Source organism: Candidatus Thiothrix sulfatifontis, from assembly GCA_022828425.1.
Taxonomy (GTDB): Bacteria; Pseudomonadota; Gammaproteobacteria; order Thiotrichales; family Thiotrichaceae; genus Thiothrix; species Thiothrix sulfatifontis.
On sequence record CP094685.1, the window covers coordinates 12,027 to 37,686 of the forward strand.

The 25,660-nt window shown below is 54.2% G+C and carries 24 protein-coding genes and 1 pseudogene; 13 read left to right on the forward strand and 12 right to left on the reverse strand.

From position 1 onward, the window contains the following. The first annotated feature begins 2 nt into the window (after positions 1-2). On the forward strand, positions 3-1,010 hold the full coding sequence (locus L3K52_00085) for a transposase (protein ID UOG92151.1): 1,008 nt from the start codon (positions 3-5) through the stop codon (positions 1,008-1,010). A gap of 43 nt (positions 1,011-1,053) precedes the next feature. Here L3K52_00085 and argF read toward each other — a convergent pair whose 3' ends face one another. From argF to L3K52_00105, 4 genes are all read right to left on the reverse strand, one after another. Further along, a complete protein-coding gene (gene argF, locus L3K52_00090) occupies positions 1,054-1,989 on the reverse strand; it encodes an ornithine carbamoyltransferase (GenBank protein ID UOG92152.1) in 936 nt (311 codons plus the stop codon). Beyond that, positions 1,986-3,179: an aspartate aminotransferase family protein gene (locus tag L3K52_00095; GenBank protein ID UOG92153.1), complete on the reverse strand. Its 1,194-nt coding sequence runs from the start codon at positions 3,177-3,179 to the stop codon at positions 1,986-1,988. Before L3K52_00095 ends, argF begins: the two co-directional genes overlap by 4 nt. Positions 3,180-3,322: 143 nt before the next feature. After that, complete coding sequence (locus L3K52_00100; GenBank protein UOG92154.1) at positions 3,323-4,303, reverse strand: COX15/CtaA family protein; 981 nt, start codon at positions 4,301-4,303, stop codon at positions 3,323-3,325. A 6-nt stretch (positions 4,304-4,309) separates the two neighbouring features. Continuing rightward, complete coding sequence (locus L3K52_00105; protein UOG92155.1) at positions 4,310-4,810, reverse strand: TlpA family protein disulfide reductase; 501 nt, start codon at positions 4,808-4,810, stop codon at positions 4,310-4,312. A 111-nt stretch (positions 4,811-4,921) separates the two neighbouring features. Here L3K52_00105 and L3K52_00110 point away from each other — a divergent pair, with 111 nt between their 5' ends. The 5 genes from L3K52_00110 (at position 4,922) to L3K52_00130 (ending at position 9,866) form a co-directional block, all read left to right on the forward strand. Further along, a complete protein-coding gene (locus L3K52_00110) occupies positions 4,922-5,419 on the forward strand; it encodes a DUF2244 domain-containing protein (protein UOG92156.1) in 498 nt (165 codons plus the stop codon). 27 nt (positions 5,420-5,446) lie between these two features. Continuing rightward, complete coding sequence (gene coxB, locus L3K52_00115) at positions 5,447-6,577, forward strand: cytochrome c oxidase subunit II (protein UOG92157.1); 1,131 nt, start codon at positions 5,447-5,449, stop codon at positions 6,575-6,577. Between the two features lie 19 nt (positions 6,578-6,596). Beyond that, positions 6,597-8,207: a cytochrome c oxidase subunit 1 gene (locus tag L3K52_00120; protein ID UOG92158.1), complete on the forward strand. Its 1,611-nt coding sequence runs from the start codon at positions 6,597-6,599 to the stop codon at positions 8,205-8,207. Positions 8,208-8,337: 130 nt separating this feature from the next. Further along, the gene (locus L3K52_00125; protein UOG92159.1) at positions 8,338-8,952 is read left to right on the forward strand and encodes a cytochrome c oxidase assembly protein; all 615 of its coding nucleotides are present in this window, start codon (positions 8,338-8,340) and stop codon (positions 8,950-8,952) included. A gap of 14 nt (positions 8,953-8,966) precedes the next feature. Further along, entirely contained in the window at positions 8,967-9,866 is a 900-nt protein-coding gene (locus L3K52_00130; GenBank protein UOG92160.1) for a cytochrome c oxidase subunit 3, read from the forward strand. Between the two features lie 12 nt (positions 9,867-9,878). Here the strand turns inward: L3K52_00130 and L3K52_00135 are convergent, their stop codons facing one another. Continuing rightward, positions 9,879-10,088: a twin transmembrane helix small protein gene (locus L3K52_00135; GenBank protein ID UOG92161.1), complete on the reverse strand. Its 210-nt coding sequence runs from the start codon at positions 10,086-10,088 to the stop codon at positions 9,879-9,881. Between L3K52_00135 and L3K52_00140 the strand changes: the two genes are divergently transcribed. Genes L3K52_00140 through cyoE form a run of 4 tightly spaced genes read left to right on the forward strand, consistent with a single transcriptional unit; the run spans position 10,087 to position 13,244 of the window. Continuing rightward, positions 10,087-10,869, forward strand: a complete 783-nt coding sequence (locus L3K52_00140; protein ID UOG92162.1) for an SURF1 family protein — start codon at positions 10,087-10,089, stop codon at positions 10,867-10,869. The two genes, L3K52_00135 and L3K52_00140, sit on opposite strands and share 2 nt — an antisense overlap. Next, on the forward strand, positions 10,866-11,489 hold the full coding sequence (locus tag L3K52_00145) for a hypothetical protein (GenBank protein UOG92163.1): 624 nt from the start codon (positions 10,866-10,868) through the stop codon (positions 11,487-11,489). The genes L3K52_00140 and L3K52_00145 overlap by 4 nt, the downstream gene beginning before the upstream one ends. Positions 11,490-11,537: 48 nt before the next feature. Beyond that, positions 11,538-12,323, forward strand: a complete 786-nt coding sequence (locus L3K52_00150) for a DUF2189 domain-containing protein (protein UOG92164.1) — start codon at positions 11,538-11,540, stop codon at positions 12,321-12,323. A gap of 24 nt (positions 12,324-12,347) precedes the next feature. Continuing rightward, positions 12,348-13,244, forward strand: a complete 897-nt coding sequence (gene cyoE, locus L3K52_00155) for a heme o synthase (protein ID UOG92165.1) — start codon at positions 12,348-12,350, stop codon at positions 13,242-13,244. Here cyoE and L3K52_00160 read toward each other — a convergent pair. After that, a complete protein-coding gene (locus L3K52_00160; GenBank protein ID UOG92166.1) occupies positions 13,223-14,566 on the reverse strand; it encodes a cbb3-type cytochrome c oxidase subunit I in 1,344 nt (447 codons plus the stop codon). The two genes, cyoE and L3K52_00160, sit on opposite strands and share 22 nt — an antisense overlap. Positions 14,567-14,594: 28 nt before the next feature. Beyond that, positions 14,595-15,614, reverse strand: a complete 1,020-nt coding sequence (locus tag L3K52_00165) for a DUF2189 domain-containing protein (protein UOG92167.1) — start codon at positions 15,612-15,614, stop codon at positions 14,595-14,597. A 166-nt stretch (positions 15,615-15,780) separates the two neighbouring features. On the opposite strand from L3K52_00165, the gene L3K52_00170 reads away from it, so the two are divergent. Beyond that, a complete protein-coding gene (locus L3K52_00170) occupies positions 15,781-16,395 on the forward strand; it encodes an SCO family protein (GenBank protein UOG92168.1) in 615 nt (204 codons plus the stop codon). 71 nt (positions 16,396-16,466) lie between these two features. Here L3K52_00170 and L3K52_00175 read toward each other — a convergent pair whose 3' ends face one another. The 5 genes from L3K52_00175 to L3K52_00195 form a co-directional block, all read right to left on the reverse strand. Beyond that, positions 16,467-17,051: a superoxide dismutase [Fe] gene (locus L3K52_00175; protein ID UOG92169.1), complete on the reverse strand. Its 585-nt coding sequence runs from the start codon at positions 17,049-17,051 to the stop codon at positions 16,467-16,469. A 110-nt stretch (positions 17,052-17,161) separates the two neighbouring features. Continuing rightward, the gene (locus tag L3K52_00180) at positions 17,162-18,274 is read right to left on the reverse strand and encodes a carotenoid 1,2-hydratase (protein UOG92170.1); all 1,113 of its coding nucleotides are present in this window, start codon (positions 18,272-18,274) and stop codon (positions 17,162-17,164) included. Further along, positions 18,264-20,693, reverse strand: coding sequence for an FtsX-like permease family protein (locus L3K52_00185; protein UOG92171.1), 2,430 nt, complete (start codon positions 20,691-20,693; stop codon positions 18,264-18,266). The genes L3K52_00180 and L3K52_00185 overlap by 11 nt, the downstream gene beginning before the upstream one ends. Beyond that, positions 20,662-21,843: a hypothetical protein gene (locus tag L3K52_00190; GenBank protein ID UOG92172.1), complete on the reverse strand. Its 1,182-nt coding sequence runs from the start codon at positions 21,841-21,843 to the stop codon at positions 20,662-20,664. The genes L3K52_00185 and L3K52_00190 overlap by 32 nt, the downstream gene beginning before the upstream one ends. After that, positions 21,815-22,513, reverse strand: coding sequence for an ABC transporter ATP-binding protein (locus L3K52_00195; GenBank protein UOG92173.1), 699 nt, complete (start codon positions 22,511-22,513; stop codon positions 21,815-21,817). The genes L3K52_00190 and L3K52_00195 overlap by 29 nt, the downstream gene beginning before the upstream one ends. 140 nt (positions 22,514-22,653) lie before the next feature. Between L3K52_00195 and L3K52_00200 the strand changes: the two genes are divergently transcribed. Beyond that, entirely contained in the window at positions 22,654-23,787 is a 1,134-nt protein-coding gene (locus L3K52_00200; protein UOG92174.1) for a PEGA domain-containing protein, read from the forward strand. Between the two features lie 15 nt (positions 23,788-23,802). Then, positions 23,803-25,577: pseudogene (locus tag L3K52_00205) on the forward strand (N-acetylglutaminylglutamine amidotransferase). The last annotated feature ends 83 nt before the right edge of the window (positions 25,578-25,660 follow it).

Consider the following 25,660-nt stretch of genomic DNA (forward strand, 5'->3'; position numbering starts at 1 on the left):
AGGTGGTCGATAGCGGCAAACTGCGCTTTATCGTCATTGACGGCTCGACCGTGCAAGAACCGGGTGCAACTGCCACAACGTACCGCCTGCATATCGCGATTGATTTGATCAACCTCAGCCTGCATCAAGTGGAAGTCACCACCGATAAAGAAGGCGAAAACCTCGACCATTACACCTTGGAAGCAGGCGATGTGGTGCTGATTGACCGGGGTTATAACCAACCCAAAACGCTTGTCCCTTTCATCGACCGAGGCGGTGATGTGGTATTACGCTACAACGCCCACAGCATGAACCTGTATGAAGATGGCAAAGGGGATGATACCGGACACCTAGTCAAAATCGACTGGTACACGCGCTTACGTAAGCTGGGTAAACGCCCCAGTTGTGTGCCGGTTTGGTTATGTCATGGCAACAAACGCATTCAGGGCTACCTTCATGCCATCCCCTTACCCGAAGAAAAGGCTGCTGAAGCCCGGCGCAAAGCCAGACAACGCGCCAAAGACAAAGGACGTAACCCCAGCACGGAAGCCCTTTGCCTGAGCGAATGGGTACTGATTTTCACGTCATTACCGCCTGAAGTGCTGTGTACCACCACCGCATCTGCACTCTATCGTGTCCGCTGGCAGGTTGAATTGGTGATCAAACGCCTCAAAAGCTTGCTGAATGTCGATGAACTACGAGCGCACAAAGGCTCAAAACTGGCTGAACTGTATCTACACGGCAAATTATTGTACGCAGCCGTGCTGGAAAAGATGACGCAAAGTCGCTTTGCCGATGCCAAACGCAAACTCGACAATCCTCGCCAACTCACTGATTGGCGACTTTGGAAAACCGTCGCGGACGACCTCAAAGCAGGCATCAAAGCCTGTTTTCCTGTCGATGCACGCTTTGCGGATGACAATATCAAGAGTTTGAGCGAACGCCCCAGAAAGCGGACGTTGCAATGTTTACCCAGCCCCATTTTTGCTCTGTTGAACCAATGCCGAGAAATGGCGTTGAGCCGTGTTTAATCAAGGGGATAGGGGCTTAAGTTGGCGCGTATGGGGTGAGGGGTCACTCCGGCATACCGGAAGGGAAGCCGCACACCAATACTTCCAGCAGCGCTTTTTGCGCGTGCAAGCGATTTTCGGCTTCATCCCAAACCACGCTTTGTGCGCCATCCATGACATCAGCCGCCACTTCCAGCCCACGATACGCGGGCAGGCAGTGCATGAAAATCGCATCCGGCGTTGCCAGTTGCATCATCTCGGTTGTGACTTGGTAGCCAGCAAAGGCTTTTTCGCGAATTTTCTTTTCCGCTTCCTGCCCCATGCTGGCCCACGTATCGGTAACAACCACTTCCGCGCCCTTCGCCGCTTCATTGGGTTCACGGAAAAACGTGACCGAACCTGCCGTTGCCGCGATCACATCCGCATCGGGGTCATAACCTTCGGGGCACGCCACATTCAGGTGGAAACCAAACAGTTTCGCGGCTTCCATCCACGAATGGCACATATTATTGCCATCGCCAATCCACGCCACCGTTTTGCCATTAGGTAAGCCGCGCTGTTCGATCCACGTCATCATATCCGCCAGCAATTGGCAGGGGTGATGTTTGTCGGTCAACGCATTAATGACCGGCACGCGGGAATGCGCCGCGAACAGCTCCACTTTTTCCTGCTCGAAGGTGCGAATCATCACCACATCCACCATGCGCGAAATGACACGGGCGGAATCTTCAATCGGCTCACCGCGCCCCAATTGGGTGTCGTTCGGTGACAAAAACATGGAATGCCCGCCCAATTGCGTCATACCCGCTTCAAACGATACGCGGGTACGGGTGGACGATTTCTCAAAAATCATTGCCAGCGTGCGCAAATGCAGCGGCTCATGCGCCTCACCACGTTTCCACATGGCTTTGAGTTCAATGGCACGCCCAATCAAGCCGATCAGCTCAACCGGTGTAAAATCACTAAGGGTCAGAAAATGTCTGACAGGTTTATGTTTCATGAGGCTCTCTCTCCAGCAGCGGGGCGCAAAAATGCCTGCACCAATTCACTGACCATAGTTATTATTTGATCCGCTTGCGCATCAGTAATGATTAATGGCGGTAACAAGCGGATAACATTGCCAGCGGTAACATTGATCAGCAGACCTCTCTCCAGAGCCTGTTTCACCAATTCACCGCAATCACGCTCCAGTTCCACCCCAATCATCAAGCCTTTGCCGCGAATATCGCGCACCCCTACCACACCCGCTAATTTTTCACGGAATTGTGACAGGAAATATTCACCCAACTCTGCCGCGCGTGCGGTCAGGTTATCGTGTTCCATTACCTCAATCACGGCACGCGCCGCACGGCAAGCCAGCGGATTACCGCCAAACGTCGAGCCATGATTGCCAGGACCAAACACATTGACTGCTTTACCAGCGGCTAAACACGCGCCAATCGGCACACCGTTGCCGAGCGCCTTTGCCAGCGTCATGACATCGGGTTGAATGTGACTGTGTTGGAAAGCAAACCACGTGCCAGTACGCGCCATACCTGCTTGGATTTCATCCACCATCAGCAACCAATCGTGCTGATCACAGATAGCGCGTAAGCGCGGCAGGTAATCAGCGGCAGGAATACGAATCCCGCCCTCGCCTTGCACCGGTTCAACCAGCACCGCGACAATATTCGGGTTGCTTGCCATTGCCGCTACCGCATCGGCATCACCGTATTCGACGCGCACGAAACCTTCCACCAACGGGGCAAAACCCAGTTGCGCTTTGGGGTTGCCGGTCGCAGTAACAGTTGCCATCGTGCGCCCGTGAAATGCATTGCTCATGACAATAATGGTCGGGATTGCTACACCTTTATTGTGACCGTACAAACGCGCGATCTTAATCGCCGCCTCATTCGCTTCCGCACCGGAATTGCTAAAAAATACATTCTCGAAACCGGACAGCGCACACAGCTTTTCCGCCAACGCTTCTTGGTGTTCAATTTGGTAGAGGTTAGAGGTATGCAGCAATTCATGGGCTTGCGCACAAATGGCATCCGCGACTTCGCGTCGGGCATGACCTACGTTACACACCGCGATACCACTTAAGGCATCCAAGTATTGTTTACCGGTGGTGTCCCACAGAAGCGCACCTTCGCCTTTTGCGAAAGTAACGGGCATACGTGCATACGTCGGCATCACTGCATTGGTCACGGCAAAACCTCCAAAAAATCCGCCACAACAGCCATAAATGCGAAAGGCAGCCCAGACAGGCTGCCTTTGCGAGAAAGCGAAAGACTATAGGGAAAGCGTTTCCACTTGTCAATCACTAAATTAGTGCGTTGTCAAGCGCTTTCTTAATGCGCCGGATACAGGCAATGATTCAGCGCCAATACCGCCAGCAGCAGCAGCGCCGCCCCCAAAGTATGCAAGGTCGCCACCACCAGCGGCAACGCAAACACCACATTGCTAATTCCCAAGCTCACTTGGACCGCCAACAACACCAGCAGGGCATACGGCACGATTCCACACGCCACCGAACGCCGCCGTATTAACCACAACGCCAAGCCGCCCAGATACAGCAACACCAGCAATGCGCCCAAACGGTGCGTCAAATGGATCGCGGTACGGGCCGGGTTCTCCAGCGTTCCAAATTCATAATTTACGCCCGCCTGCCATTCAAAACTGAATGCCGTGCGGAAATCACTCGCAGGCCACCATTGCCCCTGACACAGGGGGAAATCCACCCCACACGCTACCGCCGCATAATGCGTACTCGTCCAGCCGCCCAACATAATTTGCGCAATTAACAGCAGCAGCGCCCCCAACGCCCAGCCACGCACCGCACCAATACTGCCATACAAGGTTGAAAAACGTGGCACATGCCGTTGCAACCATAACCACCACACCAACGCCAAAGTGGTAAACCCACCCAGCAAATGCGCCGTCACCACGGGCGGACTCAGCAAATGTGTCACCGTCCACATTCCCAACGCCGCCTGAAATATAACCGTCGCCAGCAACAACGTCGGAATCCAGATACTCGCCTCAAAATAACGCCGAAACCTTACCCGCAATACAAACAGCGCCAAAATCAACACGCCCAACATCCCCGCCGCATAGCGATGAATCATCTCCTTCCATGCCTTCGCGTGTTCCAGCGGACGCTCAAACTGATCCGCATCTACCTGCTCCGGCACACCCAAATGCCCGTAACAGCCCGGCCAATCGGGGCAACCCAAGCCCGCATCCGACAAGCGCGTATACGCCCCCAGCACAATCACCACCAACGCCAGCCCTAACGTCAACGACAGCAAGATCGAATAGGTTTTTTGCATAAGTGACTACCGCTGACTCAATGGGGGGAAAATGTGTTTCTCAAGCATAGTACGCATTTCAGCCAGCGTTAGCTTTCCCTTCGTTTGGTACAGAATATCGCCGTGGGCATCCAACAAATGATGGCTGGGTACGACCAAATCGGGCGCAAATTGCCGCGCCGCTTGCCCATCCAAATCCAAGGCCACCGGCAAGGTCAAGTGCAGTTGGGTTTGCACATCCAAGATCGTATTCGGCGGGTCTGTTGGCAATGCCACTGCCACCACTTGCACCCGTTCGGCGTATTCACGCTGCAATGCTTCCAACGCGGGCAGCTCTTTCACACAAATAGTGCAACGGGTCGACCACGCGTTCACCCACGTCAACTTACCGTGCAAGTCAGGGATATGCGCTTTTTCCCCGCTCAACAGCGGCAATGTTAAGGGCGTAACGGTTGGCTCACTGCAACTTATTAGCAGCGCCCCCCATAAAACCACGGTGTATTTAAGCTTATTACCAATTACTAACATATTGAATGTTTTACAATTTTCAATGATAAATATCAAAAACTAGGATATATTATTTTCATCCTGTGTGAAATCACACATTTCCATTGCTTAGCCAAGACGGGTGGAACGGTTTTGGTAACGACAACCAGCAACCTCAGCACGGAATGCCGCACCTTTGAAGTGCGCCCGAACCGCTCATTGTCCCGCGAGGGCATGATTGTGTTCTTCCTCGCAGTGGCGGCGCTTACCTTACTCGTCACGGTACGGTTCTTATTATTGGGTGCGTGGGTAATCTTGCCATTCGCCCTGCTCGAAATAGCGGTGCTAGGTGTCAGCCTGTATCTGTTTGAACGTGCCTCGCGTTACTCCGAGACCATCCAGATAGCCCCTGACAGCATCTTAATTACGACCCGCAGCGGCGTAGACATATTGCGCGAATACCGCTTGCAGCCGTACTGGGTGAATATTGCACTCCAGCGCGACCCGCATCACTGGTATCCCAGCAAATTGCTGTTACGTTCGCACGGGGAATGCATTGAAATCGGCGCGTGCCTAACCAATGCCGACCGCAAAACGCTCGCAAACACCATAACAAACGCTTTGGAGAGTTGCCGCAAGACAACACACTGACCACCCCGCTTCATGTTAGGAGGAAACATGCTGCCTAGAAGAGATAAATGCTTATCCGCCCTGTTCATTACTGGGGGAGCTTGGTTATTCAGCAGCATGGCGCACGCCGCCTACGAATACAATCTCACCCCGCCCGCCTCGACACTCACCCAAGAAATCTTCGACCTGCACATGCTGACCACCATTGTCGGCACCATCATTATGGCGTTGGTGACGGGCATGATTATTTACGCACTGATTAACTTTCGCCACGCAAAAGGCGCGATTCCCGATCAGGAATTCCATAACGGTTGGTTTGGGCGCTGGGCATGGGTACTCGTGCCGGTGATTGTATTGAGTATCGACTTGACCATTGCCAGTTCCGCCTCTTCCACCCTCAGTTCGGTTGAATCCCACGATAAAGCCGATGTCACCGTCAAAGTCATTGGCTCGCAGTGGAAGTGGACGTATGAATACATGGACGATGACATTAAAATCGTCAGCAACCTCAAAAAGCTCGAACCCACCGACCCGCTCTACCTGCGGGATGTCGATGACCCGCTGGTATTGCCCACCGGCAAGCGGGTACGTTTCCTGCTGACCTCTAGCGATGTTTTGCACAACTGGGGCATTGCGGAAATTGTCCCCAAGAAAATCAATATTCCCGGTTACATCAATGAAACTTGGACGAATATCACCAAAGAAGGCACGTATCGCGGGCAATGTTACGAAAACTGCGGCACGGGTCACGCTTTCATGCCTGCGGTAGTACGCGCCGTTTCCCCGACCGAATACGAGCAATGGAAAGTCACCCGCAAAGCCCAGCAAGCACAATCCGCAGCGGAAGCTTCTGCTGACAAGGTGTGGGCCAAAGCCGAATTGATGGCAAAAGGTGAAGCGGTGTACACCAAAAACTGCTTAGCCTGCCACCAAGCCAATGGACAAGGTTTACCCGGCGTATTCCCCGCACTAGCAGGCAGCAAAATTGCCAACAACACCGCCGCCCTCGCTGATCACATCGCGATTGTGGTGAAAGGCAAAGCTGGCACGGCAATGGCGGCGTGGGGGCCACAATTAAACGATCTGGACATTGCCGCTGTGGTGACTTACGAGCGTAATGCTTGGGGCAATACGGCGGGTGAATTGGTACAACCCAAAGATATAAAAGCAGCACGCTAATTGCTGAGGAGGAATTTTCATGAGTGTAGCCACCACACACGACCATCATCATGACCACCACGGCCCGCCGCGCGGCTGGCAACGTTGGGTGTACAGCACCAATCACAAAGACATTGGCACGATGTATTTGTTTTTTGCCTTGTTTATGCTGTTTTTTGGCGGCGCAATGGCGATGTACATCCGCGCTGAATTGTTCATGCCGGGGGTGCAACTTGCCAGCCCTGACTTTTACAACAATATGGTGACAGACCACGCACTGGTGATGGTATTCGGGATGGTCATGCCAGCCGCCGCAGGCATGGCAAACTGGATGATTCCGATGATGATCGGCGCACCGGATATGGCGTTACCGCGCTTGAATAACTTGAGTTTTTGGCTGTTACCGGCGGCGGCTATTTTGCTGATGCTCTCCATCGTCGCCCCTTACATTTTTCCTGATGGCGGCACACCCGTGAATACCGGCTGGACGTTGCTTCCCCCGCTGTCGGTGCAAAACGGGATTGGCATGGATTTCACCATCTTTGCCATCCATACCCTAGGGGTGTCATCCATTCTTGCTTCCATCAATATCGTGACTACGATTTTGAATATGCGAGCACCTGGCATGACCATGATGAAAATGCCGCTGTTTGTATGGGCATGGTTTTTCACCGCGCTATTGCTGATTGCGGTTATGCCGGTGTTGGCGGGTGCTGTCACCATGTTGCTGTTTGATCGGCACTTTGGCACTTCATTCTTTGATGCGGCGGGCGGTGGCGACCCGATTTTGTTCCAGCATTTGTTCTGGTTCTTTGGGCATCCTGAAGTGTATGTATTGTTGCTGCCGTCTATCGGGGTGTTGGGTTTGGTGATTCCGACGTTTGCGCGTAAGCCGTTGTTTGGCTACAAAGCGCTGGTGTATGGCATGGGCGTGTTAGCGGCGCTGGGCATGGTGGTATGGGCGCATCACCAGTACACCATCGGCATGTCCTTGGTGGCGACGAATTACTTCATGATTGGCACAATCCTGATTTCGATTCCGGTCGGGCTGATGTTGATGAATTTCATCTTCACCATGTGGCGCGGCTCGATGACGTTTGAAACGCCCATGTTGTTTGGCATTGCCATCATCCTCATGTTCTCGTTTGCGGGGGTAACAGGGGTGATGTTGGCGGTCGTGCCTGCTGATATGCAATACCATGACACCATGTTCGTGGTGGCGCATTTCCACTATGCCTTGATTCCGGGCGCGGTGTTTGGCTTGTATGCGGGCGTGTTTTACTGGCTGCCGAAATGGACGGGGCATATGTATAACGAGCGTCTTGGGCAGATTTTCTTTTGGTGGACGACGATTTCGTTCAACCTGACCTTCTTCCCGCAACATTTTTCCGGGTTGGCGGGAATGCCTCGGCGCATCGTGGATTACAGCATTCAATACACCGAATTCAATATGATTTCGAGCATCGGTGGATTCCTGTTTGGGCTGTCACACCTGCTATTCCTGTACATCATTATTCAGACGATTCGAGGCGGGGCAAAAGCACCGGCGAAACCGTGGGAAGGGTCGCAAATCGGTACACCGGGATTGGAATGGACACTGCCTTCACCGCCACCGTTCCACAGTTTTACCGAAGCGCCGGTGATTAAATAATGAAAGCACCAGACGATAAATTGCGTAAAGCAAATCTGCGGGTAGCGATTATTCTCGGCATTATCGCGGGGTTAGCACTGCTGTACTCCTTCATCTACCTGCCCAAAGTATTGAGCGGTGGGGTTGTGCCATGAACGACGCACCACTGATCCGCGCAGAACTGACTGCTGCCAAAAACAAGACGGTGACACGCCGCTTGTTTTTGGTGGTGTTGGGAATGTTCGGGTTCGGGTTTGCGATGGTTCCCCTTTACCGCTTAGCGTGCGAAGTTGGGGGAATCAATGGGGTAGCTGGCACACCCGCAGGGCGCGTGGCAGATACCGCCAACATCCCTAAGCCGGTGGATACCAGCCGCGTGATCACGGTGCAATTGGATGCCACGGTAAACACCGGGTTGCCATGGGAATTTCGCCCGTTGGTGAAACAAATCCAAGTGCATCCGGGGGAAAAGGTAGCGGTGAGCTATTACGCCAAAAACCTGTCGGATCAGCTGATTACGGGGCAAGCCGTGCCGGGCATTACCCCTTGGCAGGTCACGCAACACTTTAGCAAAATCGAGTGTTTTTGTTTCACCCAACAGGTATTGCAACCCGGTGAAGCCAAGGAAATGCCGGTGTATTTCACCATTGACCCGGCAGTGGATAAGCAATACGCCACCGTCACATTGTCCTACACCTTTATGAATACTGAGCGTGATTACACCCTGACACCCGCGCAACACGCGGCAATGAATACCAGCCATTGACTAAAGGAGCCAGCATGAGCACACAGGCGGATACCCACACGGATAACGCAGCGTATTACATCCCCGAACCCAGCCGCTGGCCGATTATTGCGGTGTTTGGCATGTTCATGCTGTTTTTTGGGCTGGTGTTAAGCATCAATAAGATGGGCTTGGCCGGAAGCCTGATCATGGTCACCGGCTTTGCGGTACTGGCGCATTTGATGCACGGCTGGTTTGGCGCGGTCATTGATGAAAACTTGAGTGGCAAATACAACGGGCAGGTTGACCGCTCTTTCCGGCAGGGCATGTTCTGGTTCATCACCTCCGAAGCGGCGTTCTTTGTGACGTTTTTTGGCTGCTTGTTTTACTTGCGCAATATTACCTTGCCCTGGCTGGGCGGTGATGGGCAATTAGCCACCTCCAACATTCTCTGGGAAGGCTTTCAATATAACTGGCCGTTACTCAATTTGCCGGATGCGGATACCACCAAATACGTCCCTGCCAAAGAAGCGATGGGGCCGTGGGGTTTGCCGCTGCTGAACACCATTATTTTGCTGTCCAGCGGTGTCACATTGACCTGGGCGCATTGGGGCTTGAAAAAGAATAACAATAAGCAACTGGTACGCGGTTTGATCATGACCATTACGCTGGGGACGATCTTCTTTTTCGTGCAAGGCTATGAATACTGGCACGCGCATCATGCGATGGATTTGACTCTGAACTCTGGGGTGTATGGCTCAACGTTTTACATGCTAACCGGCTTTCACGGGCTGCATGTCACCATCGGGACGATTATGCTGATCGTGATTGCAGTACGCAGCGCACGCCACCATTTCACCGAACACAACCACTTCGCGTTTGAAGCGGTTGCGTGGTATTGGCACTTCGTCGACGTGGTGTGGATTGCGCTGTTTATTTTCGTGTATTGGTTGTGAAGGCGGGGTTCTTCACGGCACCACACCGTGGGGAACAATTTGCCCGGTGAAATAGCCGATCATCAATAAACAGATGAGGAATACCGAGAGCGCGACCCGCGTGGTCAAGGAGTTCAGAACCCGATTGGATTTGCCGTTATCTTTCGCCAGAAAGAATACGCCGGACACGAGGCTGATCAGGATCAGAGCCAGATTGATGATAATCAGTACTTTAAACCACATGAGGAACCTCGGATTGTTACAGCAGGGTGAAAATGCCAGTATAACAGCACGTTACCGCTTTCAACCTAGCGTTTTTACTACGCTCTTGACGGTGGTGATGGTGGGCATTTTTACAGCTTTATCCGTGTGGCAATACCAACGCGCCGCCTACAAAACCCAAATGGCGCAAGCGGTCATGCAACAAACCACCCAAGCGCCGCTCAATCTGAATGAGACGAGCGTGGACTGGCCTGTACAACGCTTTCGCCCTGCTACCGTCAGCGGTTACTGGGAGGCGGCTAATACGGTGTTGTTGGACAATAGCGTGCAACATGGTAAGGCAGGCTACCACGTCATTACCCCATTACGCTTGGCAAACGGGCAGCATCTGCTGGTCAATCGCGGTTGGATTGCCGTAGGCGCTGATCGTCAAGTATTACCCAGCATTCCAACCCCAACAGATGGCGTAACCCTGACGGGGACACTGGAATCACCCCGCTCCAAACCCGTGTTTCTGTTTGGCGAGATGGCAGCCGACACCGAAGGCAATCAACGCTGGTTGTATTTGGATATGGCGCATTTCGCACACAAACTGGGGCATTCGCTTGCACCGTATGTGTTGCTGCAAACCTCGGAAACCGCCGATGGTTTGCGGCGGGATTGGCCTGCTTACAGCAATACGGCGGGGATGCACATCGGCTATAGCATTCAATGGGGCGCATTTGGGCTGATTGTATTGAGTGCTTATGTGTCGCTGAACCTCCGTAAATACCCTAGCGTTACTTCCAAGGAAACCCTATGACGTCAGCCACGGATACCGCCGTCGCATCCCCCAAACGCAGCAATCGTACCCTGTGGATATTGGTGGCGGTGTGTGCCTTTCCTTACCTAGGTGGTTGGTTATACTACCAAAACAGGGATGTATTACCCCTTCCCACCACCACCAATTACGGCACGTTAATATCCCCCGTGCGGGCAGTGGGTGAATTACCGCTAGAAAGCTTGAACGGTGCTACGTTCAATACAGCGGATTTGCGCGGCAGTTGGGTATTGGTGACAGTGGCAGATTCGGCGTGCAGCGAACATTGCCAGAAGAACCTGTATTTCCTGCGCCAAGTGCGGCAAGCAATGGGTAATGAACGCCGCCGTGTCGAGCGTTTGTTGGTATTGACTGAAACCAGCCAGTTAGCCGCCTTACAACCGCGCTTAGCCGAACACGCGGGAATGCGTATCGCGGTAGGCGCAGCCGATGCCATCCAACACTTGCAGACAGTGTTGCAAAACCCTAATCCAGCGGCGCAAGACGGTCTTTACATCATCGACCCGCTGGGAAATATAATGATGTCGTATCCACCCGATTTCAACGGCGAGTTAATTATCAAAGATTTACGCCGCCTGCTTAAAGTGTCGCAGGTGGGGTGAGCGAGAGCCACAAGGCTGAATTTTAATAACGTAAAGAGGAGAGGTGTGATGGCCACAATTAGCAGTACCAACCAAGCGATAATGAACGAAACCCCGCGCCTAACCGTGCGGAAAGTCGATTCTGAAGCCTCCATGCGCTGGCTTAACGCCGGTATTAAGGATTTCAAAGCGTCTCCCGCTGCGAGCATTACTTACGGCATGGTTTATGTCGTGTTAGGGCTAATCCTCGCTTGGTTATCATGGGCAAACCCCATTTTCGTTACCTCACTTGCCACCGGTTTTCTGATTTTAGGGCCGATTGTCGCCGTCGGCTTTTATTGCATGAGCCGCACGCTGGAACAAGGTAATAAACCGCATTTCAGCCAAGGTATCGACGGTTTACGCTTTAACGGGGTGAGTTTAGCCAGCTTTGCAATGGTGCTAGGCGTGTTAATGGGAATCTGGGCGGTGATTTCATCCGTGACCGTTGCCATGTTCTTTAACAGCGTGACCATTACCGACAACTGGCTGGATACTTTAATTGGACACGAGCAGTTTGTGCCATTCTTATTTGTATGGGCGTTAAGCGGGGCGGCTGTTGCAGCGGTAGCGTTTTCAATCAGCGTAATTTCAGTGCCATTGATTACCGACAAGCGCGTTGATGTGATTACCGCGATGATTATCAGTGTGAAGGCAGTGATGGCAAACCCCGGTGTGATGCTGAGTTGGGCATTTATTTTGGCAACGCTGATGTTTTTGGGCTTTATTTTCTTCTTCGTCGGCTTGGCGATTACCTTGCCGATTGCCGGTCATGCAAGCTGGCACGCTTACCGTGATTTGATTGCTGAAGAATAAGCCTAACCCTACGGAGTATTGCCCATGATCAATGTTGCCGCCCTGGATACCGCAATCAACTGGAAAGCATACCTGTGTTTATGCAAGCTCAAAGTGGTGAGTCTGATTGTGTTCACCGCTTTGGTTGGCATGTTGCTGGCTACCCCTGATGCCGTACCGTTAAGCACGCTATTTTGGGGGTTGCTTGGCATTGGTTTAGGGGCATCCTGCGGGGCAGCGATTAATCATATTGTCGATCAGAAAATTGATGCGGTGATGAAGCGCACCGAACACCGCCCGCTGCCGCAAAATCAACTCAGCACCGCACAAGCCTTGGTGTTTGCGCTGGGATTAGGCGTGCTGTCGATGTTTATCTTAGGCGTGATGGTCAATTGGCTGACTGCCGTGTTGACGCTGGCGTCGATGGTGGGCTATGCAGTGATTTATACCATGTATTTGAAACGCTCTACCCCGCACAATATTGTGCTGGGGGGCGCGGCTGGAGCTGCACCGCCGGTGTTGGGCTGGACAGCCGTGACGGGGGAATTGCATACCGATGCGCTGTTGCTGTTTCTGATTATTTTCATTTGGACGCCACCGCATTTCTGGCCGTTGGCGATTAAGCGTTTGGAGGATTATCGCAAAGCAGGTGTGCCAATGTTACCTGTGACCCACGGGGTTGCCTTCACCAAACTCAATATTGTGCTGTATACGCTGATGTTGATTGCGGTGACGCTGATGCCGTTTCTGACGCACATGAGTGGCGTGATTTACTTGATTGCTGCCAGCGTATTGGGGGCGGGATTTTTGTATCACGCTATTGTGTTGTACCGTAGCGAAGGTGATCAGCACGCGATGAAAACCTTCGGCTATTCGATTTTCTACTTGAGTGCGCTGTTTATTGCGCTGTTGGTGGATCATTATGTGGCGGGTTGGTTGTAAGGCTTAGCAAGCATTGCTCTTAACACCACCACCACAAAAATCCCCCCGCCAATAATCGCAATCAAACCACCCAGCCCCATCATCCCCATACCGAGGATTTGGGGCAGGTTTTCCAAACCTTGTGCCGCCCCTGCCGTCTTACGCTGCACACCGTAACCGCCTGACCACGCCAAGCCAAGAATGTGCATCAACTGCCCACCGCCGTAAATGTAAGGTTGCCATACCGCCCACTTCGAGGTAGCAGACTGAAACCCCAAACGCGGCAGCAAATAATACGTCAGCCCCATGAACGCCAACGTCACCCCCACAATCGAACCATGGTAATGCGCCGGAATCACCACATTCACCCCGTGGATCAGAAAACCAATCACCCCTCCCGCCGCAAACAAAGCGATAGAGGCATACAACGCATTCCGCAACGGACGCAATGCCGCAATAGCCACGCGACTTCCCCGCGCCACTGCCCACACCACCACCACGCCCAACGGCAACGAAGTCAACCCACCGTACTTCATCAAAGCCGTAAACGCCGCCCGATGTTCCGCCGATGCCACCTCGTATTGCAGGTAAATAACCGGCACCAACAAGACCGGCAACACCATCAACGCCAATAAACCCTTAGCCAAACGCGGCGCGATAGAAATCGTCAAGCCCGTCGCTTGCGCCAACCACAACCACGCCACCATCAGCAAAAACGTATGGGTAAATTGCAAGGTATGCCCCGCCCCCCAAAACAACAGCTCGTAAAACGCCTCACCGCTGTACTGATCGGGCAAATTCACCCCCGTCATCAATAACGCCAGCACTGCCACTGCCGCACTCACCACACTGAAATAAATGCCCGCTTGTGGCGGCGTTTCCCACCCTGCCACCATCAACGTGCGGATAATCAACCCAACAAACCCCGCACCAAACAGCCCCAGCCCCCACAAAAACACCGGCTGCTGCAAAATCGGCACGTAATTATTCAACAGCGGATGCCCATCCCCCGTAAACGGCGACACCACAATCAACCCCGCCCCCAATGCCGTCACCGCCAGAATCGTCTTATCCCACCAAGGCGACGCAATCGCACTATTCGCTGTCCACAACACCCCCGCAAACGCCAAAAACCACACCAACACCGACAGCACCACATGCACCACCAGTGCAGTGTGAAAGAAATCCAGCCAAGGAATCACCTCCTGCACCGCCGGAGTCCGTGACATCACCAACAGCAGGGAAAAAATCCCCGCTGCCAGCAACGCAAAAATCCCCAATTTCAGCCAATTAGCCGCCAAATCACGGGCGTGACCCTGCGGGTCAGGTAATATAAACGGCATAACTGTCATGCGATTCCTTTGCTTACGATTATTGACCTACCGTCTCGCGGTAAGCGTGCCAACTGGCGTGACCGATCAACGGCAATGTTACCGCCAAGCCAATGAAAAACGTAGCCATGCCCACCAGAATTACCACCGCAATGGTTGCCGCCCAGCGCATCATAACCACCGGATTTTTGTAAACCGCCCGGATGCTGGTAACAATCGCCGTCATCACTCCCACTTGCCGATGCGCCAGTAAGGGCACTGTCACCACACTAACCCCAAACGCCACCACCGCCAACGCAGCGCCACACACCACAAACGTCGCAATGAATGGCAAGAAATTCGCGTCGCCCACCAAGGTTTCCCAGCCACCGCTCACCAAACCCGAATGATCAAACACCAAGCCAAACAGCATCGCAATCAACCGCGCCCACACCACCAGCACCACCAACAAAATCACCCCAGCCGTCAGCGTATCCGCCACCCGATGGCTTGCCAACGGAATCGACACAATCGCCACCGCCGATGCCAACAGCCCCATGATCAAACCGCCCAACATAAAGACCGCGAAAAACGGCAAGGACTCACGCCCATTCAACAACACCGACAAACTCCCCGTCACCAAGGGGCTTTCCCCGAAAAACAGGTTAATAACCCCTATGGTCACTACTAGCCAAGCGAGCATCACCGCTCCCAGAATCAGGCCAAACGCAATCAGCTTGCCGGTACTCACCCGCGCATTCGACAACGCATGTAACAACGACGGCGTATGCCCTTCCTCAATCCGCTGACTCATGTCATACAAACCCACCGCCGCCAGCGGGCCGATCAACATAAAGCTGGAAATCAACAGCAACGCAAATAACGGATTAGCAGGGCCAAACCCGATCATTAAAATCCCTGCGATAACAAACACTAAGCCGTAAGTAATGCTGGCAACGGGTCTAACTTTCAGATCGTCCCAGCCCTTGCTGAGCCAACGCAGCGGCGCACTGCTGTCTAAACGCCGCACGGCGGGAATGGGTTCATCGGTCACTACTTGGTCACTTATTAGGGATGTCATAACACTTCCTCCTCTGGATATGGGTAACACACACCTCCTTCGCACCTATAGATCAATTTACCCTGAATCACTTAAATACCTGACAAAGCGTAAGTCATTAAAAATACAAGCTTAATCACCCCACACAATGCTATGCTCAAACGAACAAAAGTTCGGAGATAACCGCTTGAAAAAGACACCCCTGCTCGTTGCCGCCCTCGCCTTCGTCGTCGGTATTATTGCTGCGCAATACTTACTGTCCACCAACGCCTCCCCCACCGCAACGTCAAGCGACAGCACCCGTGTTCCGGTAATAGCGGGCAAATTTGGCGGTGATTTCACCCTCACCCAACAGGACAAACCCGTTAAATTAAGCGATTTTCAAGACAAAGTGGTGGTGCTGTATTTCGGTTACAGCACATGCCCCGACATTTGCCCCACCAGTTTAGCGATCATCAGCACTGGGCTGAAAACCTTAACGGCAGAAGAATTGGCGCAAGTCCAACCCATCTTCATCAGTGTTGACCCTGAGCGCGATGGGGGCGATACCCTAATGAACTACGCAAAACACTTTCACCCCAACCTCATCGGCATCACTGGCACGGCAGCGGAAGTGCAGCAAGCGGCAAAGCAATACGGCGCATTTTACGCCAAAGTGTCCAGCAACTCGGCGATGGGGTATTTGGTGGATCACACCTCAAACACCTATTTGATCAGCAAAGCCGGTAAGTTTGTGACCATCCTCTCGCATGACATGACCCCCGCGACAGTGGCAGCGGGCATTCGTCAAGAATTGCAATAACGCGCCCCAAACACAAAAAAGCCGCAACAAGTGCGGCTTTTTTGTTGGTATTGAGTAGGCGAGATTAACGCTTACGCGAAATTCTTCGCCGCAAAATCCCAGTTCGCCAGATTGTTGAGGAATGTCTCAACGAATTTAGGGCGCAGGTTGCGGTAGTCGATGTAGTACGCATGTTCCCACACGTCTACGCACAGCAGGGCAGTGTCGCCTGTGGTTAATGGCGTGCCAGCCGCGCCCATGTTTACGATGTCGACAGAACCGTCAGCTTTTTTCACCAACCAAGTCCATGCAGAACCGAAGTTACCTACAGCAGAAGCGGTGAATGCGGTTTTGAATGCGTCGAAAGAACCCCATTTCGCATCAATGGCAGCAGCCAATGCGCCAGTCGGTGCGCCGCCACCGTTTGGAGACAGGCAGTTCCAGAAGAAGGTGTGATTCCAAACTTGTGCTGCGTTGTTGTAAACGCCGCCAGCCGGTGCGGATTTCACGATGTCTTCCAAGCTCATGCTTTCAAACTGAGTGCCAGGAATCAGGTTGTTCAGGTTGGTCACGTAAGCGTTATGGTGCTTGTCGTGGTGGAATTCCAGCGTTTCAGCCGACATGTGTGGAACAAGTGCGTCTTTCGCGAAAGGCAGTTCTGGCAGGGTATGAGCCATGTGTCGTTACTCCTCTAATGGTTAGGATTTATGTGCAGGGCGTAAGATAGGGCATTTTGGGCGTGCGGCGCAATAAGCCCGTGTTCACTGAGTGGATTGTCATCGTCGTGTCATTGATACCCCGACATCTCCAAATACCCCCGCCCCAGCACCTCGCCACTCGCCACATCTACTACCCGCACCGCGCCTTCCCAATACGTAATCCCCGTCTCCATCAACTGATCATCCACCACTGCCTCAATCCGCCAATGCCGCTGCTGCTTGGGCAAACGCATTTCCCACGCCACCGGATACCGCGCCCCGCTTGCCGATTGCCAGTAACGCAACGGTTTCAGCATTACATCATAACTGGTAAGCGTTTGCGCCGTACCCTCCGGCAACACCCACTTCCCCGCACTATGCGCATCCGTTTCCCTCGACTTTTTGCGCAAACGGTAAAACATCAGCTCATGCCCATCGCGCAGTTGCAGCGAAAACCAATCCCACCCCGCCTGATCCGCCCCCAACGCGCTGGTACTCCACTCCCGATCCAGCCACGATTCGCCCGTCACGGTAAAACGCTGCCCATCGCGGTAAATTTCCCCCAAAGTCTGCAAGCGCGTCAGCGAGTAATAATACGAGGCATTGCCCGCCTCACTGCTTTTCTGGCTCAACCCCTGATCACCTTGCAACACCGGCGGCTTTTGCGGACGCAATTGCAAATTCAGCGTGAAATCTTGCGCCTTCACCGCAATCGCCCACGGAAATTCCCCCGCCCCATCGCCCACCATCTGCCAATCTTCCAACCACACCCGGAAAGGTTGCACGGATTGCCCCGCCAATCCCGCAGCCCCGCGTGCAAAGCGCTGATCATGTAAATGCTCACCCGCTTGCACATCGGTCAACGCCACATGCGCCATCCACACCTGATTGCTTGCCCACGGCGAAGCAGTCACGGGCTTATCCGGGGTTAACGCAATCCGAAACCACGTCACCTGATAGCCAAATTGCCGCCCGTCATCGGTTTGCACATTCCCCGTCACATACCACCATTCGTTACGGAAATCGGGATGCGCCGCGTGATCTTGCGGAAACTGAAAGGCGCGTGGCGCAAGCGCACGGCTAAACCGCGCATCCGCCACCCCACCCAATGCCGCATTCAAATCAAACACATCCGGCTCTGGCGCTTTGCTACACCCCATCAACACCACCAACAACAAAATCAACCACCCTTTACCGTGCATCCAATCCCTCCCGCACCGAGGCTCGCCCCATGCGCCGCACCGGATAAAGACTTGCCAGCAACGCCGCCACCAACGCCAACGCAACCGCTTGCAACGGCACCAACGCGAACACATGCGTTTGCATCGTCCACCCAAACGAACGCTGGTTAATAATCTCGATCAACACCACCGACAGCAACCACCCCAACGGCAACGACAATAAACCCGCCAGCAACCCAATCAACGCCGCCTGCCCCAACACCAGCCGCTGCAATTGCTGCGGTGTAAACCCCGTCGCCCGCAAAATCGCAAACTCACGCCCCTTTTCCAAAAACAACGCCATCAACGCACTGAACACGCCCACGAACGCCACAATAATCACCAGCAGCCGCAACACATTGGTAATCGCAAACGTCCGATCAAACACCTGCAACGAAAATTCGCGAATATCCCGATTAGAACGCACCACCAACGGCTGCCCCGCCTGCTGCAATTCACCCGCCCAGATTTGTAACTGCCGCTTCAGCCCCGCCACATCCGCCCCCGCTGCTGCTTGTATCCCAATCGACGAAATCCCCCGATCCGTCCAATAACGTTCGTACAAGTCACTCGGCAATACCACCATGCCCTGCGTTGCACTGTAATCGCGAAACACCCCCAACACTGGCACATTCACCTTGCCCGCCAATTCCGTCGTCACCTGCACTGTATCACCGCGCCGCTTGCCCCGATGATACGCAAACGGCTCAGACACCAGCAGCCCTTCGCCCGCCAGAAACCGCTGCCAAATCGCCGCTGCATCCCCCTCCAAAAACGCAAACCCGCGCCCGCTATGACTACTCGGCAGCAACACCAACGCAGGCAGCGGGAAATCCTCCACCGTCAACCGCGCCGTGCGCCCCGTACTCACCGCCGCCACACCCGCCAATCCTTGCACCCGCCGCAACCAATCGGGATGCAATGAACCATCCACCCGCGACGCTTCCTGCGACGTTGCTGACACATACAAATCGCTGGCAAGCGTCATTTCCAGCCATTCCGCCACACTCGCCCGAAACGAGCCGATCATAATGCTCACGCCCACCGTTGCCGACACCGCCACGGTCAGCGCAATAATCGCCAAGCTGGTACGACTCAAACTCGCCTGCACCCCACGTATCGCCATGCGCGGCAATAAACTCAACCGCAACCGTTGCAAACCGTGCAAGGCAAAGCGCAATACCAGCGGCACGCACAAGCTATACCCCACAATCAGCAAAAACAGCCCGAAAAACCCCGTCACCAACTGCTTACCGGAATACCCAATCAACCCCGCACTCGCCAACATCAGCACCACACCAGCCACCGCCAAACCAGCCCCTCTGCGCTGATTGCCCTGTTCCAACGTCGATTGCCGCTGCACTTGCACCGGCGACACCTGCGCCGCTTCCCACGCAGGCGCTAACGTCGCCACCAACACCGCCAACAACGTAATCCCCACGCCCTTCAACAACACCACCGGAGTCAACAACAAATCCGTCGCCCGCACACTCACGTACAAATCGCTGATCGTTTGCGTCACCAACACCAGCAACCCCTGCCCCAACAACACGCCGAGAAATACCCCCAGCACGCTGCCGACCACCCCCAACACCAAGGCTTCCAACAACAAATGGCGGAATAACTGCCCACCCGTTACCCCCACCATGCGCCCAATCGCAAACGCTTGCCGCCGCTGCAACACCGAAAACGTCATGGTGTTGTAAACCAGAAACGCCCCCACCAACATCGCCAACAAACTCATTGCCAGCAAATTGGTGCTAAACGCTTGCGTCATCTGGGTGAACACTTGTTGGCGGGATGCGAACGATTCGAGCTTGAGCGCAGGCGGCAACCGCGCTTGCAATGCAGCCGCTTGCGCATCGGTTAACTTGAGTTGGATTTTGGTAAGACCGGACGAGTCGCCCTGCACCGTCGCAATATCCGCCACCCACAACTCATCACTGACTTGCACCCGCGCCCCCGGCTCAGTCAGCAAGCGCCGTACCTCATCAGCATCAATATCCACCCCCGCAGCCTGCTGCAACGGCGCGGCAAACGGATCAATCCCCAGCAGCGTATATTGCACACCGTCGCGCACCAGCATCTTTTCCACCACGGGCGCAGATTCCCGATACCCCCACTCCACCCGCAACTGCCGGTAAAATTCATCAGGAACATTGCCGCGCACGGCGGTGATTTCATGCGTCATCGTCCCCGACAGCACATTTACCGACGCACGAAACGATTGCCCCGCGCTCTGATTCGCCAAATCCACCGCAATAATCACCGCCGTCCCCAGCGCAATGCTCAACAGCGTCAGCCACAACTGCCAGGGATGTCGCGTGAAAAAGCGCCAACTGGCACGCGCCAGCAAGGTATTGCTCACCTTACAACCCGCATACACCGCCCTCGTACACATCCATCACCGCCCTCAGTTCGCGGTAAAGGTAATCGCGTTCGCCCGTTGAAAAACTCGCCACACTGTCTGGCGTATCACCTTTTTCCATGGCATACAATAACTTATTCACTTGAATGCAGCCCGTACCGGCAATCTCCTCCACCACCGCATCCAAACGTGGCTTATCCAACGGCTCAGCCGGGACAACCGCTTGCGGAAACTCATCCGCCCCAAACCAGAAATCCAGCCCCTGCGCCAAAAACTGGTCGTAACCCAAATAATGCGTCCCATCACACGAAAAATTCAGCCCCACCGTGCCATTCACAATATTCAGCGACGCCGAACGCAAATAAATGGTTTCATCCGCAAACCGCAAGGCTTTAAATTGCTTCAAAATCTTGCCGACCATTTCCGGCGGCACAATTGCCCGCTCAAAATACGGGCGACGCGGGTACGCCAAACACACATTCGGGTCAATCAATTCCTCATTGGTCAGAATGCGGTACACAAACGGGTCATCCCGATGCCAAATCGTGGTACGGCTGCTGGAAAAATGCACCTGAAAATGGTGTACGCCCTGATCCAAAATCAGCGCCTCATGCACCGACAGCACCACATCAATGTGCCGATCCATCACGCTTTCCACCCGCTGTTGCGCAAACAAACCGCTGCGGATTGCCGGGTCGCCCTTGATTTGCCGCCACTGACTCGGCTCTTCGTAAATCACGTCCGAATGCGGCAATTCGCGCAAGTCGTAATCCACCCCCAAAAACCCAACCGACTCCCCTGCTGCATTGCGAATACGCTGCACAGCAGTAATCGACGGGCGCTTTTTATTGCGGCTGATGTAAGCTTCCGACAAATTAAAGTCGATGCTGGCATCGTGCATATGCTGCATGTACGGGCGTTCGGCGCGGTCACGCCCCCGCGCCTCCGGGTCTGCGCCGTAACGGTTGACGGTGGAACTGAGTTGCACCCCGTGCGCATCCAGCACGTACACGTATTTGCAGTAATCCAGTGCGCTGAATACCCGCCGCATACATTCATCCAGCCGCTCGGTTTCATCCATGTGCGGCAAAATTCTGCCTGCGTACTCGCTGAGCGCGTTGCCTAGTAAATCCGTGAGCAAGGCACGGTGCGAATTAATCGAATGTTGTAATGATTTCGCCATAAATACCCTCGTTAATGCCACCATCTGCCATCACCAAAATACGCCCAGCCCGCTCCGCCACCGTGCGGCTGTGTGTCACCACCAACAACGTTTGTTGCGCCGCATCCGCCAATGAAAACAGCAAATCCAACACCAAGCCGCCAGTTTTCGCATCCAGATTGCCGGTGGGTTCATCCGCCAACACCAACGCCGGTTGGTGAATCAAGGCACGCGCAATCGCCACGCGCTGCTGTTCGCCACCGGACAATTGGTCGGGAAAGGCTGCGCCACGGGTCGGCAATTGCACCGCTTCTAACCAATGTTGCAAACGGCGTTGCTGTTCTGCCGCTGCAACCCCCAGTAACATCAGCGGCAACAGAATATTTTCCGCCACCGTCAGGGTGGGAATCAGATTGAACTGCTGGTAAATGAACCCAATGTGTTGGCGGCGAAACAGCGTCAATTCCGGCTCACGCAAGCGCGAAAACGGCTTACCCGCGAGCTGAATATCCCCGCTGGCGGGAACATCAATTCCCCCCAACAGGTTCAACAGCGTAGACTTGCCCGAACCGCTGCTGCCCACCAGCGCAACGTGTTCGCCCGCTTGCAAGCTCAGGCTGACATCGCGCAGCACCGTGTGTTCGCGACCGGCTTCGGGGTAGGCATAATGCAAGTGGCTGGCTTGTAACAAAATAACAATCCGTCAGTCAAAAAAGCAGGTGTAACACGGAAACCCAGCGGCGGTAAAATACCTTTCGCCCGATCAATGGAATGGGCAAGCAGAAACTTTCTGCTATCCTTCCCCTATTATACGACTAACGAGAATTCGACATGAGCGGAATCACCAAATGGATCATCGGCGCGGTGCTGGTCATCTTCGCCCTGATTGGCATCAAAAGCCTGTTTGCCCCCAATTCGGCAGAAGCTCCACCCAGCGCTTCCGGCTGGGAACAACCGCTGGTCATGCCAAATGCCAACCTACCCTCACCCGACGCCATCGGTGACAGCGCCATTTTCACCCGCCCCTTGAACGATAAACCCGCCCCAGCAGAAGCCGAAGACAATACCGTAGAATTGGTTGGCGAACCGGATGATACCGATACCGTTGAAGCACCCAAGCCGCCGCCAACACGCACTCCACCCAAACCCGCTGAACCGCTTGCGGATGAGCCAGACACCGATACCGCCCCAGTGGTCGCGGAACCGACAGAAGCACCAAAGCCCGCCACACCACCGCCAGCTCCCGTTGTCGGCAAAACCGGCACGCTGGAAATTGTGGCGCAAACCGAAACCGGCAAACCCATCAAAGCCAATGTTTACGTGCAGCAAGCCAATGGCGTAAATCTGGATACCGCCACCTACACCAACAAAGCCGCGTTCACGCTCAAACCCGGCAAATACAAAATCACGGTACGCGCCGAAGGTTACGCCAGCCTGTCACGCACGATCAGCGTCCCGGATGGCGCGGTGGTGAATGAAATCTTCCCACTGCCCACGCTAGTCGCTGCCGCACCCGCCCCGATTGCAGCGCCACCCCGCCAACCTGAACCCGTCAGACCAGCACCAACGCCTGCACCCTCTGCCGCGCAAGGCAGACTCCGCGTTGTTGCGTTATCCGCTGATGACGGTACACCGATACCCGTCAATTTCACCATTGCGCGTTTGGATGGCTCCGTGGTTGAACGAGTTAACAATGTGTCGCTGACCGAACTCAGCCTGCCCGCGCAAGAATTCGTGGTCAGCTTTGATTACCAAGGGTTTCAGGGCTACAAATCCTTAACGGTACCAGCGGGAGAAGTGCTTACCCACACCTTCAACATTCGTGGTGTTAGCGGGCAAGCAGCACCAGTGCCGCAAGAATTGCCGCAGCAACTGCCCCCGCAGCAACAGCTCCCCCCACAAACTGTGGAGGAAATGCTGATGCAAAAGTTACAGGAAGAATTACAAAAGCATTTAAACAATTGAACTAGGAATCCCACTATGTGCGGCATTTGCGGTGAACTACGCCTCGACGGGCAACTCCCCGAATTGAAATACCTCAACAGCATGATGGCGAAGCTGGAAAAACGCGGTCCCGACCACGCGGGCAGCTTTTCCGACGGCGGCTTGATGTTTGGGCATCGCCGCCTTGCCATCATCGACCTGTCGTACAAATCCAGCCAGCCAATGGTCGACATCGAATCCGGCTTGGCACTGGTGTTCAACGGCACGATCTACAACCACCCCGAATTGCGGGCAGAATTGAAGGCTCGCGGGCATCACTTTTTCTCCGAAGGCGATACCGAAGTCATCCTCAAAGCCTACGCGGAATGGGGCGAAGACGCACCCAAGCACTTGCTCGGCATGTTCGCCTTCGCCATCTGGGATATGCGCAAGAAAACGCTGTTCGTGGCGCGTGACCGCATGGGCATCAAGCCGCTGTACTACGCTGCTGACAGTAAAAGTTTCCGCTTTGCCTCCAACACGCAAGCCTTGCTGACCACGCCGGGGATTGATACCAGCCTCGATCCGCTGGCAATCCACAACCTGTTTTCGCTGCACGCGGTGGTGCCTGCACCACGCACCGTGCTGAACGGCATCCGCAAGCTGCAACCCGCGCATTCACTGACCATCCACGCTGACGGGCGGCAAGAGCTGAAACGCTACTGGAATCTGGTGGCACGTCGCCCAAGCGAGCCGCGTTCCGAACAGGAATGGATTGACGCGGTACACGAATCGCTGAAAACCGCCGTGCGCCGCCGTAACAATATCGCCGACGTTCCGGTGGGCGTATTGCTTTCCGGCGGCTTGGATTCGAGCCTGTTGGTCGGGTTACTCGCCGAAATCGGTATCAGGGACATCCGCACTTTCACCATCGGTTTCGACGACCAGCCAGAGGAAAAAGGCAGCGAATACGAATATTCCGACGCGGTGGTGGAACGCTTCAACCCCAAACACCACAAATTCCACATCCCCAACGAACACACCCTGTCACGCCTGCCCGAAGCGGTGGCGAACATGGCAGAACCGATGTTTGGGCAGGATGCGATTGGCTTTTACCTGCTCTCGGAACAGGTGTCCAAGCATGTGAAAGTGGTGCAATCGGGGCAAGGCGCGGATGAAGTCTTCGGCGGCTATTTCTGGTATCCGCAAGCGCACGCCGACAAAAACCCCGATAGGCTGCAACGCCTCGCGCCGTATTACTTCGACCGCGACCACAGCGAGATGGCGGAGATGCTGCAAACCCCGTTCCAAACCCGCGATTACACCGGCGAATTAGTGCGCGAATTGCTGGAATCACCGGATGCGGAAGAAACGCTAGATGCGGTATTACGCGCTGACGTGACCACCTTCATCGTCGATGATCCGGTCAAGCGCGTGGACAATATGACGATGGCATGGGGGCTGGAAGCGCGTGTGCCATTCCTCGATCACGAATTGGTGGAACTGGCGGCGCAAATGCCGACCGAATTGAAGTTGCGCGACGGCGGCAAGTATGTGCTGAAACAGATTGCGCGTGGGCTAGTGCCGGATAGCGTGATTGACCGCCCCAAGGGGTATTTCCCGTGCCTGCGCTCAAATTCGTGCGCGGTGAGTTTCTGGAAATGATGCGCGATTTACTGGATTCGCAAGCGTGTCGGGAACGCGGGTTGTTCCAGCGTGGCTACATCGATAAGGTACTGGCTTCCCCTGAAGCGCATTTGACACGGATTCAGGGGAGTAAGCTGTGGCACATGGCGGCGTTGGAGATGTGGTTGCAAATGAATAAAAACTAATGCGAAGTTCTTGTGCAAAAATTTTTAAATCAGAAATTCGATAGCCACTTAAAAAAAACAAAAAAATCATGCTCAGACACTTA

Excerpts from the sequence above, each read along its gene's own strand:
- L3K52_00150 (UOG92164.1), top strand. The coding sequence starts at position 11,538 with ATGGCCACAATTAGCAGTACCAACCAAGCGATAATGAACGAAACCCCG.
- coxB (UOG92157.1), top strand. The coding sequence starts at position 5,447 with ATGCTGCCTAGAAGAGATAAATGCTTATCCGCCCTGTTCATTACTGGG.
- L3K52_00130 (UOG92160.1), top strand. The coding sequence starts at position 8,967 with ATGAGCACACAGGCGGATACCCACACGGATAACGCAGCGTATTACATC.
- L3K52_00100 (UOG92154.1), bottom strand. The coding sequence starts at position 4,303 with ATGCAAAAAACCTATTCGATCTTGCTGTCGTTGACGTTAGGGCTGGCG.
- L3K52_00175 (UOG92169.1), bottom strand. The coding sequence starts at position 17,051 with ATGGCTCATACCCTGCCAGAACTGCCTTTCGCGAAAGACGCACTTGTT.
- L3K52_00125 (UOG92159.1), top strand. The coding sequence starts at position 8,338 with ATGAACGACGCACCACTGATCCGCGCAGAACTGACTGCTGCCAAAAAC.
- L3K52_00140 (UOG92162.1), top strand. The coding sequence starts at position 10,087 with ATGAGGAACCTCGGATTGTTACAGCAGGGTGAAAATGCCAGTATAACA.
- cyoE (UOG92165.1), top strand. The coding sequence starts at position 12,348 with ATGATCAATGTTGCCGCCCTGGATACCGCAATCAACTGGAAAGCATAC.
- L3K52_00200 (UOG92174.1), top strand. The coding sequence starts at position 22,654 with ATGAGCGGAATCACCAAATGGATCATCGGCGCGGTGCTGGTCATCTTC.
- L3K52_00180 (UOG92170.1), bottom strand. The coding sequence starts at position 18,274 with ATGCACGGTAAAGGGTGGTTGATTTTGTTGTTGGTGGTGTTGATGGGG.
- L3K52_00105 (UOG92155.1), bottom strand. The coding sequence starts at position 4,810 with ATGTTAGTAATTGGTAATAAGCTTAAATACACCGTGGTTTTATGGGGG.
- L3K52_00165 (UOG92167.1), bottom strand. The coding sequence starts at position 15,614 with ATGACATCCCTAATAAGTGACCAAGTAGTGACCGATGAACCCATTCCC.
- L3K52_00185 (UOG92171.1), bottom strand. The coding sequence starts at position 20,693 with ATGTGTACGAGGGCGGTGTATGCGGGTTGTAAGGTGAGCAATACCTTG.
- L3K52_00135 (UOG92161.1), bottom strand. The coding sequence starts at position 10,088 with ATGTGGTTTAAAGTACTGATTATCATCAATCTGGCTCTGATCCTGATC.
- argF (UOG92152.1), bottom strand. The coding sequence starts at position 1,989 with ATGAAACATAAACCTGTCAGACATTTTCTGACCCTTAGTGATTTTACA.
- L3K52_00120 (UOG92158.1), top strand. The coding sequence starts at position 6,597 with ATGAGTGTAGCCACCACACACGACCATCATCATGACCACCACGGCCCG.
- L3K52_00160 (UOG92166.1), bottom strand. The coding sequence starts at position 14,566 with ATGCCGTTTATATTACCTGACCCGCAGGGTCACGCCCGTGATTTGGCG.
- L3K52_00190 (UOG92172.1), bottom strand. The coding sequence starts at position 21,843 with ATGGCGAAATCATTACAACATTCGATTAATTCGCACCGTGCCTTGCTC.
- L3K52_00145 (UOG92163.1), top strand. The coding sequence starts at position 10,866 with ATGACGTCAGCCACGGATACCGCCGTCGCATCCCCCAAACGCAGCAAT.